Here is a 15,527-nt window from a genome sequence, read left to right on the forward strand (position 1 = left end):
GCCATGGAAATCACCGCCCTTCTTGCCGCTGCGCGCCCCGAGCCTCTGATGGGCGCGGGGGTGGCGCCGCCGCCGGATACCGCTGCGACGCAGCGCTTCGCGGCCCTGATGCAGGCGCCTGCCGCTGGCGATGTCGCCGCGGCCCCGCCTGCCCTGGCCCCGGCGTCCGTCGCTCCGGCGGCTCCGGACTCCCACAGCGTCGGAGACCGCATTCTCCAGGGCATGCAGGGCGTGTCCACCGAGATGCGCTCCGCCTGGACCAAGGTCTCCGACATGCTGAGCCCGGGCCACCCGATGCTCAGCATGCAGGAGATGCTCGGCCTGCAGCTGCACCTGACGCAGGCTTCGATGCAGTTCGAGCTGGTGGGCAAGGGCATCAGCCGTTCCACGCAGAATTTCGACCAACTGGTGCGCGTGCAATGAACTTCCGCTTTTCTCCCCGGTGGCTGCGCCGCGGGTTGCAGCTGGCGCTCCTGGGAAGCTGCCTGGTGCTGGCCGCCTGCGTCGGCCGTGTGGAACTGATGGGCGCGATTGCCGAGGAAGAGGCCAACGAAGTGGTGGCGGCGCTGATCAAGGCGCAGATTCCCACCGACAAGGTCGCGGGCAAGGATGGCATGGTCGGCGTGCGCGTGGCCGCCAGCGACGTGGGCCGCGCGCTGGAAGTGCTGCGCGCCAACGGGCTGCCGCGCGAGCGCTTTGCCGGCATGGGCCAGGTCTTCAAGAAGGAAGGGCTGATCTCCTCGCCGCTCGAGGAGCGCGCGCGCTATGTCTACGCGCTGTCGCAGGAGCTGTCGAACACCCTGTCCAAGATCGACGGCGTGCTGGCCGCGCGCGTGCATGTGGTGCTGCCCGAGCGCGGCACGGCCGGGGAAACCGGCGTCGTCTCCACGGCTGCGGTCTTCATCAAGCACCAGGACGGCTACAACCTGGAAATCATCCAGCCGCAGATCCGCCGCCTGGTCACCAACAGCATCCCCAGCCTGAGCGCCGACCGGGTGTCGGTGGTGTTCGTGGCCTCGCAGGCGCGCGCCGGCGCCGTGCCCGCCGAGCCGGCGCAATCGGTCTGGGGCTTCGAGGTGCCGCAAGGCGCGGCCGCTGGCCTGTCCTGGCTGATCTGGTCGCTGGCCACCGTGGCGGCGCTGGCGCTGGCGGCGCTGGGTTATGGTGCCTGGCACTTCCGCGCGATGCTGCGACCCGCGCTGGCATCGTTGACCACGAGGGCCCCGTGAACACCGCGCACCCCGCCCTCTGGTCGCAGCCGCTGCAGCGCTTCAACCTGCTGCCCAGCCTTGGCCTGCATGCCAGCCGTGCGCAGCATTGGCTGCCCGGCCATGCCGACGCGGCCGCCTGGCTGGCACAGCCGGCAAGCCACAGGCAATGGCACCGGCGCTGGTCGCAACTGCTGCTCGAGCGCCTGCAAGCCGACGCCGAGCCGGTGCGCGACCTGGCGCATCCCGCGCTGCCGCTGGCGCTGGCCAGCCCGGCGCTGCTGCACGCCACGGGGCGCCATGCCGGATCGCTGCTGCTGGGCAAGGACCTGCGCCGGCGCATTGCGCGCGCCTCGGTGCACGAGGCCGAGCAGGCCATTGGCGCCGCGGCGCTGCGCTGGGTCTGTGCCCAGGGCGCCGCCTTGCATCCGGGGCTGAATGACCCGCAGCCCTGGCTGGGCCGGGGACTGGCCCAAGGCGCCGACGCGCTGGGCGCGGGCGTGCTGGCCCAGTGCTGGCATGACGCACCCGCGCCCCTGCGCCGGCGTGCCGACTGGAAGCTGCCCATGGACGCCGAAACTCCCGCCTCCCGCGAGGCCAGCGGCATGACACCCATCCAGGCACGCCACATGTGCCTGCAGATCCTGCTTTTCCTGGAGCCCGAATGGCTTTCCTCGTTTCCCGCGACCCACTGACGCCGCAGCGCAAGCTGCAGGCACGCATCGCGCCGGGCACCCGCGTGCTGCGCGCCGCGGACGTCGACGCCTGGACCCAGGCCGAAGGCCTGGTCGCTGCCGCCCGTGCCCAGGCCGAGGCAATCGTCGGCGCGGCCCAGGCAGCCCATGACGAGGAATGCCGGCGCGGCTACGCCGAAGGCCTGGCCGAAGCCCAGATGGTCCAGGCCGAGAAGATGATGGAAACCGCGAGCCGCACCATCGAATATTTCTCCCAGGTGGAGACCGACATGGTGGCGCTGGTCATGGGCGCGGTGCGCAAGATCATGGAGGACTACGATGATGCCGACCGGGTGGTGACCGTCGTCAGGAATGCGCTGGCGGTGGTGCGCAACCAGAAACAGATGACGCTGCGCCTGCATCCGCAGCAGGTAGAAACGGTGCGCTCGCGCATCAATTACCTGCTGTCCGCCTTTCCCGGCGTGGGTTATCTGGACATCGTCGCCGATGCCCGCCTGGGGCTGCATGCCTGCGTCGTGGAAAGCGAGATCGGCCTGGTCGAGGCGAGCATCGAAGGCCAGCTCGCGGCGCTGGAAAGAGCCTTCCAGAAAGTGCTGGGCAGCCGCATATGAACCCCTCCGGCCCGCCCGGCGCGCGCGCGTTGCGCCAGTTCGACTACATCACCGAGATGATGCAGCTGGCGCTGGACGACGCGCCCATGCTGCAGATCAAGGGCCGCGTGACCCAGGTGATCGGCACCATCATCAAGGCCGTGGTGCCGACGGTGAAGGTCGGCGAGGTCTGCCTGCTGCGCAACCCGGGCGAGGATTTCGAGATGAAGGCCGAGGTCGTGGGCTTCGCGCGCGACGCGGCCCTGCTCACGCCCATCGGCGACATGTACGGCATCTCCGCCGCCACCGAGGTGATTCCCACGGGCCGCGCGCACCTGGTGCCGGTGGGCTTCGGCCTGCTGGGCCGCGTGCTCGACGGCCTGGGCCGGCCGCTGGACGTGGCCGAGCGCGGCCCGCTGGAGGCGAGCAAGTTCTACCCCGTGTTTGCCGAGGCCCCCGATCCGCTCGGGCGCCGCATCATCAGCCAGCCGCTGGAGCTTGGCGTGCGCGCGCTCGACTCCGTGCTGACCTGCGGCGAAGGCCAGCGCATGGGTATTTTCGCGGCCGCCGGCGGCGGCAAGTCGACGCTGATGGGCATGCTGGTCAAGGGCGCCGACGTGGATGTGACCGTCGTGGCGCTGATCGGCGAGCGCGGCCGCGAGGTGCGCGAGTTCCTGGAGCACGAGCTGGGCGAGGAAGGCCGCAGGAAAAGCGTCATCGTCTGCGCCACCAGCGACAAGTCGTCGATGGAACGCGCCAAGGCGGCCTACGTGGCCACGGCCATCGCCGAGTATTTCCGCGACCAGGGCAAGAAGGTGCTGTTCCTGATGGATTCGGTGACCCGCTTCGCGCGCGCCCAGCGCGAAATCGGCCTGGCTGCGGGCGAGCCGCCGACGCGCCGCGGCTACCCGCCCTCGGTGTTCGCCACGCTGCCCAAGCTGATGGAGCGCGTGGGCATGAACGACAAGGGCTCGATCACCGCGCTCTACACGGTGCTGGTCGAGGGCGACGACATGACCGAGCCGATCGCCGACGAAACCCGCTCGATCCTGGACGGCCACATCGTGCTGTCGCGCAAGCTGGCTTCGTCCAACCACTATCCGGCCATCGACGTGCTGGCTTCGACCTCGCGCGTGATGAACGCCGTGGTCACGCCGGAGCACAGGCACATGGCCGGCCGCCTGCGCGAGCTCATGGCCAAGTACGAGGAGGTCGATCTGCTGGTCAAGATCGGCGAGTACAAGCGCGGCGGCGATCCGGCCACCGACGAGGCCATCGACAAGATCGAGGCCATCCGCCGCTTCCTGAGGCAGCGCACCGATGAAAACTCCAGCCTGCCGCAAACGCTGGCGGCGCTGGAACAACTGACAGGCCGTGCGCGATGAACATGCTCGACAGTCTGCTGGCGATCAAGCGCTTCAGGCAGGGGCAGGCGGAAACCGCCATGCGCCAGCAGCGCCAGGCCCTGGAGCAAGCCCGGCAGGAACGCGTTGCCGCCGAGGAACTGCTGACCCGGCTGCTGGCCGACGGCGTGCTGGCCGAACAGCGGCTCTACGCCGGCCTGTACACCCGGCTGGTGCACCTGGGCGACATCGAAGACGTGCGCCTGGCCGTGGCCGCGCTGCGCCAGGGCGAACAACGCCAGCAGGATGCACGGGACCGGGCACAGCGCGGACAGGAAGAAGCGCAACAGTATTTCGACCAGGCGCGCGCACGGCACCAGGAAGCGGCGCGGCAGACCTCCAAGTACATCGAACTGTCCAGCAGCTTCTCGGCCACCCGGGCGCTGGCGTCCGAGCGCCGCGAAGACCTCGAGATGGAAGAGGCGGCCAGCGTGCGCCGCGAACGCGAGAACTGGGGCGCAAGCGATGGAGACAACCCATGAGCTCCGCGCAGTCCCTCCATCCGCACCGTCTTGCCCTGGCTGCCCGCCCCGAGAGCACCTATGCCCTGTGAACGCCCTCTTTCCCTGGACCGCGCCACGCCCTCCGGCATGGCGCCCGATACGCCCTGCGGCGCCACCAGCCATGCTGCGCCCGCTCCAGCGGCCGCGGCTCAGGTCAAATCCTGGCGCGAGGCCCGTGCCCGGCAGCGCGATCCCGGCGAAGCGCCCGAAGCGGAGACCCTTGCCATGACCGGTCCGTTCGACCTGTTTCAAAACACGTCCGCATCCCCCACCCCGAAGCCGGCAGAAGGTCAAGCCCAGGCCATTGGCGCTGCTGCACTGCAGCCGCAACCCGGCCTGTCTCCGGGGGCCCAGGTCCAGGATGGCCTGCCCCAGGATGGCCTGCCCCAGGATGGCCTGCTCCAGGATGGCCTGTCCCAGGATGGCCTGTCCCAGGATCGCCTGCCCCAGGATCGCCTGTCCCAGGATCGCCTGTCCCAGGATCGCCTGCCCCAGGATCGCCTGGCCGAGGATGGCCGGCCCCAGCCCCGGCCTGGCCTGGCCCAGGGCACGCTGCCCCACCTGGCCCCGCTCCAGGGTGCGCTGCCCGGGACTGGACAGCCCCAAGACATGCCGGCCGAGGGCATGCCGGTCGAGGGCGTACCGGCCGAGGGCGTGCTGCCTCGAATGGCCCCGCCTCCAATGGGCACGCCTCAGATTGCATTGTCCCAGGGCGGCCTGCCCCAGGACGGCCTGCCTGGTGATGGCCTGCCCCAGGGAGGGCCGTCTCTGAACAGCCTGGCTCAGGGCGCTCTGCCGCAGGATCTGCTTCATGGCGGCCTGCCTCAAGGCAGCCCGTCCGAAACGGCGCAGGCCGAGCTGGCTGCCAAGGCCCTACCCAAGCCCTGGGAAATGCTTTCCTCGGCGCCAATGGCCGGCACCCCGCCGCAGGGCATGGATCGCTCCCAGGAAACGGCGCAGCCTGGCAATGCCGGGGCGCCCGCGGAACCGGCGCCCGCCGATTCCTCCGAAAGCAGCGCCCTGGTCAAGCCCTTCGATCTGTTCCACTCCCTGCCGCTCGCCCGCCCGGCGGAAACAGCGGACCCGACGGCGGTATCGGCTGCGCTGGAAAGCACCCTGATGCAGATGGCAACGCGTCTGCTGGTCAGTGACGGCAGCGACGGCCAGCGCCGGGTGCAGATCGAAATCGCGGAGGAACAGCTGCCCGGCGTGGTCGTGGATGTGTTCGAGGACGAGGGGCGTGTGGTCACCCGCTTCACCTGCAGCGATGAAGCCTCGCGCGAACGCCTGTGCTCGGGCGCGCCCTGGCTGGCGGACAGCCTGGTGGAGCGCCTGCAGCGCGACAGCCGCGTGCAGGTGCAGACCAACGATCCCGGGGATCCCCGCCTGCTGCAGATCGATGCCAACTGCTGATTTCCCTCTTTCCCCCATTCCCGATGTCAAGCTCCCTCTCCGCCCCGTTCCTGTCGGCATTGCCGCAGCTGTCGCGCAACGAGGCGCAGGCAAGAACGACCATTGCCCAGCGCGCCAGGGAGATGCCCGTGCGCTGTGGTGGAACGCAGTGGCTGGCCAGCCTGCGTCCCGTCATCCAGTCCCCCTGGCCAGCGGTGGCCGGCGACACCGTTGCCGACATCGAATGGGCGGGCGCGCAGCTGCAACTGCAGCTGCCCGAAGCGGCCGCCGATCAAATGCTGTCGGCCTTGCTGGAGGGCGCAGCGCTGGCGCAGCTGCCCGGGGAAATGCAGGCCGCGGCGCTGAGCGCGGCCCTGAGCGAGCTGATGGACCGCCTGGAGCAGCTGGGCCGCGGCACGCCGCAGATACGCGGCATCGTGCGCGAACCGATGGCCGCCGCGCTGCCCCATGCGTTTGCCCTGCGGCTCGATGCCGTGAACGGCACGCAATCCATCGCCGGGCTGCTGCGCACCGACAGCCTGGGCTTGCTGCTGATCGCCGGACTGGCCTCGGCCCTGCCGCCGCATGCGGGCCCATTGGCGAATGACTCCCTGCCCCTGACGCTGCGCCTGGACATCGGCTACGCCACCGTCTCGGTGCAGGAGCTGCAGCAGCTGGGCCTGGGCGATGTGCTGCCGATGGAGCGCAGCCTGGTGTCGGCCGAGCGGGTGCTGTGGCTGCAGGCGCCTGGCGCCGGCGGCCTGCACGTGCACCTTCCCGCCATGCCCGCCGAAACCGCCGCCACTGAAGTGTTTCCAGACGATGCGCAGTCCCTGGAGCCCGCGCGGGAAGCGCGCGCCGCAGCCCCCTTTCTCACCGTCGTACAGCCCTGGACCCCCGCCATGCCCACTCCTGAGAATCCCCCGGCCGACGCTGCCGGTTTCGATGCCATCCCGGTGCGCCTGTCCTTCGACCTCGGCGAGATCTCCCTGGCACTTGCCGAAGTGCGCGCGCTCCAGCCCGGCCAGGCCATACGCCTGGAGCACCCGGTGGCCAGCGCCGTGCGCATCCGCGCCAACGGCGCGCTGATCGGCGAGGGCGAGCTGGTCGAGATCGATGGGCAGCTGGGCGTGTCCATCAGCCGGCTGTTTGCCCCGAAGCCCGCGCCATGAACACCTTCGACCCGATCACCCTTGCGGTTCTGCTGGCGCTGATGGCGCTGATGCCGGTCCTGGTCGTCGTGAGCACCTCGTTCCTCAAGATCGCCGTGGTCATGTCGCTGCTGCGCAATGCGCTGGGGGTGCAGCAGATGCCCCCGAACCTGGCCCTGTACGGCATGGCGCTGATCCTGTCCGTGTATGTCATGGCGCCCGTGGGCATGCACATGTTCGACCGTCTCACGGCCCAGCCCGACACGCTCAAGAGCGTTCCCGCGCTGATCAGCGGCGTGCGCGACGGCGCTGAACCGCTGCGCGAATTCATGCTCGGGAACAGCCGGGTCGAGCAGCGTGATTTCTTCGTGCGCACCGCCCGGCGCCTGTGGGGGCCGCTGCTGTCGGAAGGCATGACGGAGCGGGATTTCATCGTGCTGATGCCGGCCTTCGTGGTGTCGGAGCTGACGGCCGCCTTCCAGATCGGTTTTCTCATCTATCTGCCGTTCGTGGTGATCGACCTGATCGTCTCCAACATCCTGCTGGCCATGGGGATGATGATGGTCTCGCCCGTCACGATCTCGCTGCCGCTCAAGCTGTTCCTGTTCGTGATGGTCGACGGCTGGTCGCGCCTGATCCAGGGACTGGTGCTTACCTACGTCTGAACCGCACCCGAGGACCCGCCATGCAATCCGTCGATGTCGTCTCGTACTTCACCCAGGCGCTGTATCTGGTGCTCTGGCTCTCGCTGCCGCCGATCGTCGTCGGCTCCATTGTCGGCACGCTGTTCTCGCTGCTCCAGGCGCTGACGCAGATCCAGGAGCAGACCCTGTCGTTCGGCATCAAGCTGATCGCCGTGTCCGTGACCATCCTGCTGACCGCGCGCTGGGTCGGCGGGGAAATGTTCAATTTCACCGTGCAGATCTTCGACGCCATGCCTGCGCTCGGGCGCTGAGCGCCCAGGCGCGGCCAAGGAACCCAATGGATTTTCCGGTTACTTACGAGCAGGCCCAGTCGTACGTCAAGACGCTGGCTCTCACCCAGCCGCGCATCCTCGCCATGTTCCTCGTCCTGCCGCTGTTCAACACCCAGCTCATTCCCGGAATGCTGCGTTTTGCCGTGGCCGGTGCCCTGGGCCTGGTGCTGGTGCCGGCACTGTATCCCGCGGTGATGCCGGTCGAGATCAAGCCGATGGCGCTGGTGCTGCTCATGCTCAAGGAGGCGTTCCTCGGCTTCGTGATCGGCTACCTGGCAGCCATTCCCTTCTGGATCTTCGAGGCCGTGGGCTTCCTGGTCGACAACCAGCGCGGCGCCAGCATTGCCTCCACGCTCAACCCGCTCACCGGCAATGATTCCTCACCGCTGGGCATCCTGTTCAACCAGGCCTTCATCGTCTTTTTCCTGATCAGCGGCGGCTTCGCACTGCTGCTGGGAACGCTCTATGACAGCTTCACGCTGTGGAGCGTGTTGCAGTGGACACCCGAGCTGCGCGCCGAGTCGGTGCCCCTGCTGCTGGGACAGCTCGACCGGCTGGTACGCATGGCGCTGCTCCTGTCCGCTCCTGCCCTGGTGGCCATGTTCCTGGCCGAGTTCGGCCTGGCCCTGGTGAGCCGCTTCGCCCCCCAGCTGCAGGTGTTCTTCATGGCCATGCCGATCAAGAGCGCCCTGGCCATGCTGGTGCTGATGCTGTATGCCCCCTTCCTGTTCGACTACGGCGCCGACGAGGTGCTGGACGTGGGCCGGATCCTTCCCTGGCTGCGCGACCAGTGGGGGCCTGGCGGCTGAACGCCGGCAACGTCCATGAGCGAGAAAACCGAGCAACCCACGGCCAAGCGCCTGCGCGATTCGCGCAAGAAGGGCGATGTCTCCTACAGCAAGGACTTCACCCAGACGCTGCTGATCCTGGCCATCTTCGGCTACCTGCTGGGCAACAGCGGCCACATCGTCGAACGCCTGGGCCAGATGATCCTGATGCCCAGTGCCCTGCTGCGCCTGAACTTCGAGGAGGCGGCCAACACCCTGCTCATCGAACTGCTGAGCGCCGCCGCCTGGCTGGTGCTGCCCTTCGTCGGCATCGTGCTGGGCATAGGCATCCTGGCGGATGCCTTGCAGGTCGGCGTCCTGTTCGCTTTCGACAAGATCAAGCCCTCGGGCAAGAAGCTCAACGTGCTGGAGAACGCCAAGAACGTGGTGTCGAAGAAGAACCTGGTGGAGTTCCTCAAGTCCTGCATCAAGATCGGCTTCCTGTCCACCCTGCTGACCCTCCTGATCCGCGACGCCCTGCCGATATTGACCAGCATCCCGGACGCCGGGCTTGCGGGCCTGGGCCAGATCATGGCCAGCCTGCTCAAGACCATGCTGGTGCACATCGGCCTGGCCTATTCCGCCATCGCGCTGGCCGACTTCGTCTGGCAGCGCCTGAACTACCGCAAGGGTCTGATGATGTCCAAAGACGAAATCAAGCAGGAATACAAGCAGATGGAGGGCGACCCTCACATCAAGCACCAGCGCAAGCAGCTGCACCAGGAGATGCAGCACGAAAGCGCGGTGCAAAGCGCGCGCGAAGCCACCGTGGTGGTGACCAACCCGACCCACCTGGCGGTGGCGCTGCGCTATGACGAGGAGGAAACGCCGCTGCCGATGATCCTCGCCAAGGGCGAAGGGGCGCTGGCCCAGCGGATGATGCAAGCCGCGCGCGAAGCCGGTGTTCCGGTGATGCAGAACATCCCGCTGGCACGCGCATTGACCGCGCAGGGAGAGGCTGGTCAATACATTCCCACCGAACTGATCGAGCCGGTGGCCGAAATCCTTCGGCTGCTGCAGCAGCTCGACCAGCAACCGCCGACCTGAAGGTCCACGCCCATGCAGCCCATGCACATTTCCACGCAGGCCACGGCCTCCCTGCTCGGCCGCTATGCAGCGCACCACGGCATTCCAATGGCGCCGGGCGCCTCCACCTTGCAGCTCGTCATCGACCGCCGCTATCAGCTGCGGCTGCAGGCGCTTGCCGGCGAGGGCGTCATGGTCAGTGCCTACCTCAAGCCCCTGCCCGAGGCCGGCCGGGCGCGCGACGATCTGCTGCTGGCCTTCGCCCGGATGGCCTGCGGCACCATGAAAGAGCAGCCCACGACCTGCAGCGTGGACGCACGCGAGCGGGCCGTATGGCTGCAGTTGCCCGCCCGTGCCCAGAGCCTGCAAGACATCGACGATGCCGTGGGCACCTTCGTCAATTCACTTGCCTTTTGGTCCAAAGCCAGCGCCACCCTTTGAATGCGGCCCTTGCCGGCGCTTTCCTTCCATGAACCTGCTCCCGCTTCCGCCCGCTTTCCGGCGCTCCCTCCACGCTGCGCGCACCGCTGCCGGCAAGGCCCGCCGGGCGCTGCTGGCACTGGCCTGCGCCAGCTGCTTCAGCGCCTGCTGGACCGTTGCCCAGGCCGCTCCCCCGCCATGGACCGAGGCGCCCTACAGCTACTACGCCGACAACACCCCGCTGCCCCAGGTGCTGCGCGACTTCGCCAGCAGCTTCAGCCTGTCGCTGGAGCTCTCGCCCCAGGTCGCGGGCAAGGTGCAGGGCAGGTTCAACAGCGCCAGCCCGACCGAGTTCATCGACCGGCTGGCCAGCGTCTACGGGCTCACCTGGTTCACCCATGCCGGGACGCTCTACGTGGGCCGCACCACCGAAGCCGCCACGCGCAGCATCAGCGCGGGCGGCGGCAGCATCGCCACCGTGCGCCAGGCGCTGCTCAGCCTGGGCGTGCTGGACGCGCGCTTCGGCTGGGGCGAGCTGCCCGAGCAAGGCATGGCGCTGGTATCGGGCCCCGCGCCCTATGTGGCACTGATCGAGCGCACCATGGCCCAGCTGCCGCAGATGGCGGGCGGCCAGCAGGTCGCGGTGTTCCGCCTCAAGCATGCATCGGTCGACGACCGAACCATCCTCTACCGCGACCGCCAGATCACCACCCCGGGCCTGGCCCAGGTGCTGCGCAACCTGATCGGCGGCCAGTCGGGCAGCTCGGGCGTGAACAATGCGCTGGCCGCCGCATTGGCCCCCGGCCAGGGCCTGCCCGGCCTGGCGGGCATGGCCGGCGCCGCCAACGTCGCGGGACTGAATTTCGACCCCGGCAGCTCCGGCCTGCCCACCGGCCCCTTTGCCTCGGCCAACGGCACGGCGAACGCCACCGGCGCGCAGACCGGCGCCGGCGCCGACCCGAAGGTGGCCGCCGCGGCCATGGGAATGCGGCGTGCCACCCCCTCGATCCAGGCCGACTCGCGGCTCAACGCCATCATCGTGCAAGACACGGCCGAGCGCATGCCGCTCTACCGCAGCCTGATCGAGCAGCTCGATATTCCTTCGCCGCTGATCGAGATCGAGGCCATGATCGTCGACATCAACTCCTCGCGCCTGGACGAGCTGGGCATCGCCTGGAACGCGCGCCGCGGCGGCATCGTGGCCGGCTTCGGCTCGATGACCAGCAGCGGCGACGGCAACGACCTGGTGCTGGGGTCGGTGGCGCGCGGTGCCACGGTCGATCCGACCAGTCTGGTGGTGAGCTCCGGCAACTTCCTGATCAACCGCATCCGGGCGCTCGAAGGCACGGGCGAGGCGCGCATCCAGTCGCGTCCCTCGATCCTGACCATCGACAACATCGGCGCGCTGCTCGACCTCTCCGAAACCTTCTATGTGCGCACCATCGGCGAGCGCGTGGCCACCGTCACGCCGATCACCGCCGGCACCACGCTGCGCGTCACGCCGCACTATGTGCAGCGCACCGGCGGGCCGGTGATCCAGCTGGATGTCGACATCGAGGATGGCCAGATCCAGGAAACCCGCACCGACACCCTGCCCCGGGTGCGCCGCAGCGTGGTCAGCACCCAGGCCATCGTCGGCGAGGGCCAGACGCTGCTGATAGGGGGCTACAAGAGCACGCAATCGACGCGCGACGTCAACAAGGTGCCAGGCCTAGGTTCCTTGCCCGTCATTGGCCTGCTGTTCTCCAATCGGGTCGAGAACCAGCAGTCCAGCGAGCGCCTGTTCATGATCAAGCCCCGGCTGGTGAGCCTGCCCGTGGGTGTCGCGACAGACCTGCAGGCGCTGCGCGAGCCAGCGTCGGCCCTCGTGCCTGCGCCGCTCGAGGCCCGGCCGCCCGCGACCATCGTGGAGCCAGCGCCCTGAAAGCTGCCAGGGTGCCCTGCGGGGGACGCCCCGGGGCTTCACGATACGGTGTCAGAAATCGAGTTCGATGCCGCGTGCCAGCAACTTGACGCGCAGGGCGGCGCGTGCGCGCGAGAGCCGGCTGCGCACCGTGCCCACGGGGATGGTCAGCAACGCCGCGGCCGACTCATAGGACATCTCGTCCACGGCCACCATCAGCAGGATCGAGCGCATGCTTTCGGGCAGGTCTTCCAGCGCCGCCTGCAGGTGCCGCATGCGCTGGGTCTGCTCGAACCTCTCGTCCGGTGCCAGCGCATCGGCGGGCATGTCGGACAGCGCCGATTCATCGGTGAATTCGTGGCGCCGCTGCGGAGCGCGGGACAGGTGGTTGCGCACCAGGTTCATGGCAATGCCGTACAGCCAGGTCGACAGTTCGGATTGCCCCTTGAAGGAACTGTAGGAACGCACGGCTTCCAGGAATGCCTGCTGGGCCAGGTCCTGGGCATCGCCTGCATTGCCGATGTTCTTGATGATGAAACGCTGCAGGCGTGCGCCATGGGCCTGCACGAGAGACTGGAAGAGCGCGTCACGCTGGGCCAACGACTGTTCGTCCATCGCTGGCATGGGTTCGCTGTCGGCATACGCTTCGAGACTCTGGGAACTGCCTTCCCACGATTGCCCTATGGATTCATCATTCATATCGGACACCACCCGCGGCTGAATTAAGCAAAATGGGCTTACCCACGTAACCAATTCTTACATGCTGCGTTGGGTTTGTATACCTTGGCATTAATCCAACGTTGCACGACCACAGCAGCGGTTTTGCCAGCTGGCCCAAAGTGTCGCCTGCACGGGTTTTCAGAGGGGAAACCAGTACTCCAATGGAGTGAACCAATGGATTGCCGGCTATATATCCATGATGCTCAAAGAGTGCTTTTGCACCGCATCCGGTGTGCCAGCCCGGCCTGAAACCAAGCGCTTGAATCGGGTATTTGTAACAAATACCGCAGCAATCAGATGCGTTTCAGCGCGTGGGCAGGTCGCGTTCCAGCAGCTCGGCCTGCAACCACTGGCGTGCGGTTTCAGGCGCCACCGGCATCTGCTTGAGGCGTGCTGCCGCGGCAAAGCGCTGCTGCATGCGCGCATCGATGGCCGCCCGCTGGGGCGCGCTCACGTCCTCTGGCGCCAGGCCTGCGGCATGGCAGGCGTCGACGAACTCCGCCGTGTGGATCGCGGCGCTGAATTGCATCTGCGTCATGAAATCCACCCCCTGCAGGGCCTGTTCGCTGGCCTCGGCCATGGCAATGGCCTGCAGCACCAGGCGCGACTGCAGCGGCTTGCCGGGCCGTGGTTCGAGCGCCAGCTCGCGCACCACCGCCTCCTGGATGCCGCGCGGAAACGACCGCCCCAGGACCTCGATGAACACCGCGGTGCTGTCCACCTCGGCCTCCGAGCCCATGTGCCTGGTGCCGGCATCGGCTGCCGTGCCGGCGGCTGTCACTTTCCATTCGGAAACGTCCCAGCCTACTTGCAATGCCTCTGCGGTGCATGCAAGATCACGGAAAGATTGAAGCGACAGCTGGGCCGCATCCACAGGGATGGCGAGGACGGTAGTAGTCACGGCGATGGAGACCTTCTCGTAAAGGAGCTTCTAGTTTTTAGTAACGATTCGCCGGCTCGTGGTTCCAGCGCAGACAGCCAATGTGCAAAGGGCGTGTGCGCATCCTACCGCCTGCGCCGCATGAGGGGAAAAATATAGTCCTGAATCTGGTATGAATTCAACCAGTCCTGTCGCTGTGACGCGACCCCATGCCCGCAGCAATGGCGCATCCTCATGAGGTCGGCAATAATCCGCAGCGGAGGTGTTATTGGTGACCATTTCTCTCGCAACCGGTCTGGACTTTGAAGACATGTTCGACCTTGCCCCTGTATCCCTGTGGATGGAGGATTACAGCGGGCTCAAGCAACTGTTCGACCGGTGGCGTGCCGACGGTGTCACGGATCTTCTGGCCCATCTGCGCGAAGATCCGGAACGGCTTCGGCGCTGCAGCCAGTCCTACAAGGTGCTGCGCGTCAATCAATACACTCTCGACCTGTTCAAGGCGGCGGACCAGCAGACGCTGCAAAGCCGGCTGCACGAGGTGTTCCGCGGCGACATGCTCGACAGCATCCTGGTGGAACTGCTCGCGCTGTGGGACGGGCAGCAGGGCTTTGAAACCCGCTCGGTGAACTACGCGCTCGACGGCCGCCGGCTGGATGTCCAGGTGCGCGCCCGCGTCCTGCCGGGCTATGAGGACAACTGGAGCCGGGTGCTGGTTTCGCTCGAGGATGTGACCGCCGAGGTGCAAAGCACGGAAAAGCTCAAGCGCAGCGAGCAGTATGCGCGCGATCTCTTCGAGCATTCGCCGGTCTCTCTGTGGGTCGAGGATTTCAGCGAGGTCAAGCGCCTGCTCGACGAGGTGCGCGCGCGCGGCATCAGCGACTTCCGCACCTTCCTCAAGGTGCACCCGGAGTTCGTCACGCGCTGCATGAAGGAGATCCGCGTGATCGACGTCAACCGGCAGACGCTGGAGATGTTTGGCGCTCCGAGCAAGCCCGAGCTGCTGCAGAACCTGTCGCGCGTCTTTCGCGGGGAGATGTACGACTCCTTCGCCGAGCAGCTGATGGACCTCTGGGACGGCAGGCTGGTGCAGCAACGCGAGGTGGTCAACTATTCGCTCAACGGCGACATCCTGCACATCCATCTGGAATTCTCGATCAACGTCCACGCGCAGAACTGGGAACTGGTGCTGCTGTCGCTGGTCGACATCACGGCGCGCAAGAAAGCCGAGGCCTACCTCGAGTACCTGGGCAAGCACGATGTGCTGACCCAGCTGCGCAACCGCGCATTCTACATGGAGGAGCTCAACCGCCTGTCGCGCAAGGGCCCCTGGCCGCTGGCCGTCATCGCGATCGACATGAACGGCCTCAAGGCCGTGAACGACGAGCATGGCCATGCCGCCGGCGATGCGATGCTGCGCCGCCTGGGCGAGGTGTTGGCCAAGGCGGTCGACGACCCGGCCTGCGTGGCGCGCATCGGCGGCGACGAGTTCATGGTGTTGCTGCCGGCCACGGATGAGCGCGGTGCGCAGGCCATGCAGGAGCGCATCCTGTCGCTGCTCGAGCTGAACAACCAGTTCTATCCGGGCCATACCATCCATCTGGCCATGGGCCATGCCGTGGGGCAGGAAGGCGCATCGATGGAAGGCATCGTGCACCGTGCCGACCAGGCGATGTATGCCGACAAGCTGCGCTTCTACGAGGCCGACGAGCGCGATCGGCGCGCGGCGGCGGCTGCCCCGCTGGCTGTGGCGCCTGTCAGCGTGGCCTGACGCGGGCACGGCGCCCAGACCTGCCCGGTCCATGCGCCGCCCTGCCTAGAGTGGGACCGCAA

The 15,527-nt window shown here is 67.5% G+C and carries 17 protein-coding genes; 15 read left to right on the top strand and 2 right to left on the bottom strand.

Annotated elements, in window-relative coordinates:
- The first annotated feature begins 3 nt into the window (after window positions 1–3).
- From M9799_RS06105 to sctC, 14 genes are read left to right on the top strand one after another with little or no spacing between them, the layout of a single operon-like run.
- Window positions 4–423, top strand: coding sequence for an EscI/YscI/HrpB family type III secretion system inner rod protein (locus tag M9799_RS06105; RefSeq protein ID WP_231043328.1), 420 nt, complete (start codon window positions 4–6; stop codon window positions 421–423).
- Window positions 420–1,229: a type III secretion system inner membrane ring lipoprotein SctJ gene (sctJ, locus tag M9799_RS06110; RefSeq protein WP_304505205.1), complete on the top strand. Its 810-nt coding sequence runs from the start codon at window positions 420–422 to the stop codon at window positions 1,227–1,229. Before M9799_RS06105 ends, sctJ begins: the two co-directional genes overlap by 4 nt.
- Entirely contained in the window at window positions 1,226–1,903 is a 678-nt protein-coding gene (locus tag M9799_RS06115) for a hypothetical protein (RefSeq protein WP_231043327.1), read from the top strand. The genes sctJ and M9799_RS06115 overlap by 4 nt, the downstream gene beginning before the upstream one ends.
- Window positions 1,873–2,514, top strand: coding sequence for an HrpE/YscL family type III secretion apparatus protein (locus M9799_RS06120; protein ID WP_231043326.1), 642 nt, complete (start codon window positions 1,873–1,875; stop codon window positions 2,512–2,514). Before M9799_RS06115 ends, M9799_RS06120 begins: the two co-directional genes overlap by 31 nt.
- Window positions 2,515–2,543: 29 nt before the next feature.
- Window positions 2,544–3,878, top strand: a complete 1,335-nt coding sequence (gene sctN / locus M9799_RS06125; RefSeq protein ID WP_231043608.1) for a type III secretion system ATPase SctN — start codon at window positions 2,544–2,546, stop codon at window positions 3,876–3,878.
- Entirely contained in the window at window positions 3,875–4,378 is a 504-nt protein-coding gene (sctO, locus tag M9799_RS06130) for a type III secretion system stalk subunit SctO (RefSeq protein WP_231043325.1), read from the top strand. The genes sctN and sctO overlap by 4 nt, the downstream gene beginning before the upstream one ends.
- Window positions 4,379–4,438: 60 nt before the next feature.
- Window positions 4,439–5,812, top strand: a complete 1,374-nt coding sequence (locus M9799_RS06135) for a hypothetical protein (RefSeq protein ID WP_231043324.1) — start codon at window positions 4,439–4,441, stop codon at window positions 5,810–5,812.
- Window positions 5,813–5,835: 23 nt separating this feature from the next.
- Window positions 5,836–6,963 (top strand): type III secretion system cytoplasmic ring protein SctQ, encoded by a 1,128-nt coding sequence (gene sctQ / locus M9799_RS06140; RefSeq protein ID WP_231043323.1) that lies wholly within the window; start codon window positions 5,836–5,838, stop codon window positions 6,961–6,963.
- Window positions 6,960–7,607: a type III secretion system export apparatus subunit SctR gene (gene sctR / locus M9799_RS06145; protein WP_231043322.1), complete on the top strand. Its 648-nt coding sequence runs from the start codon at window positions 6,960–6,962 to the stop codon at window positions 7,605–7,607. Before sctQ ends, sctR begins: the two co-directional genes overlap by 4 nt.
- Window positions 7,608–7,627: 20 nt before the next feature.
- Complete coding sequence (gene sctS, locus M9799_RS06150) at window positions 7,628–7,897, top strand: type III secretion system export apparatus subunit SctS (protein ID WP_231043321.1); 270 nt, start codon at window positions 7,628–7,630, stop codon at window positions 7,895–7,897.
- 26 nt (window positions 7,898–7,923) lie between these two features.
- Entirely contained in the window at window positions 7,924–8,727 is an 804-nt protein-coding gene (sctT, locus tag M9799_RS06155) for a type III secretion system export apparatus subunit SctT (RefSeq protein ID WP_231043320.1), read from the top strand.
- Between the two features lie 15 nt (window positions 8,728–8,742).
- Entirely contained in the window at window positions 8,743–9,792 is a 1,050-nt protein-coding gene (sctU, locus tag M9799_RS06160; RefSeq protein WP_231043319.1) for a type III secretion system export apparatus subunit SctU, read from the top strand.
- 12 nt (window positions 9,793–9,804) lie between these two features.
- A complete protein-coding gene (locus M9799_RS06165) occupies window positions 9,805–10,212 on the top strand; it encodes a type III secretion system chaperone family protein (protein WP_231043318.1) in 408 nt (135 codons plus the stop codon).
- Window positions 10,213–10,240: 28 nt separating this feature from the next.
- Window positions 10,241–12,115 (top strand): type III secretion system outer membrane ring subunit SctC, encoded by a 1,875-nt coding sequence (gene sctC, locus M9799_RS06170; RefSeq protein ID WP_231043317.1) that lies wholly within the window; start codon window positions 10,241–10,243, stop codon window positions 12,113–12,115.
- A 51-nt stretch (window positions 12,116–12,166) separates the two neighbouring features.
- Here the strand turns inward: sctC and M9799_RS06175 are convergent, their stop codons facing one another.
- Window positions 12,167–12,718, bottom strand: coding sequence for an RNA polymerase sigma factor (locus M9799_RS06175; RefSeq protein ID WP_231043316.1), 552 nt, complete (start codon window positions 12,716–12,718; stop codon window positions 12,167–12,169).
- A gap of 400 nt (window positions 12,719–13,118) precedes the next feature.
- Complete coding sequence (locus M9799_RS06180; RefSeq protein WP_465252526.1) at window positions 13,119–13,715, bottom strand: BspR family type III secretion system anti-sigma factor; 597 nt, start codon at window positions 13,713–13,715, stop codon at window positions 13,119–13,121.
- 289 nt (window positions 13,716–14,004) lie between these two features.
- Here M9799_RS06180 and M9799_RS06185 point away from each other — a divergent pair, with 289 nt between their 5' ends.
- A complete protein-coding gene (locus tag M9799_RS06185) occupies window positions 14,005–15,465 on the top strand; it encodes a sensor domain-containing diguanylate cyclase (protein WP_231043314.1) in 1,461 nt (486 codons plus the stop codon).
- Window positions 15,466–15,527: the final 62 nt, after the last annotated feature.

Source organism: Comamonas endophytica (assembly GCF_023634805.2).
Taxonomy (GTDB): domain Bacteria; phylum Pseudomonadota; class Gammaproteobacteria; order Burkholderiales; family Burkholderiaceae_C; genus Comamonas; species Comamonas endophytica.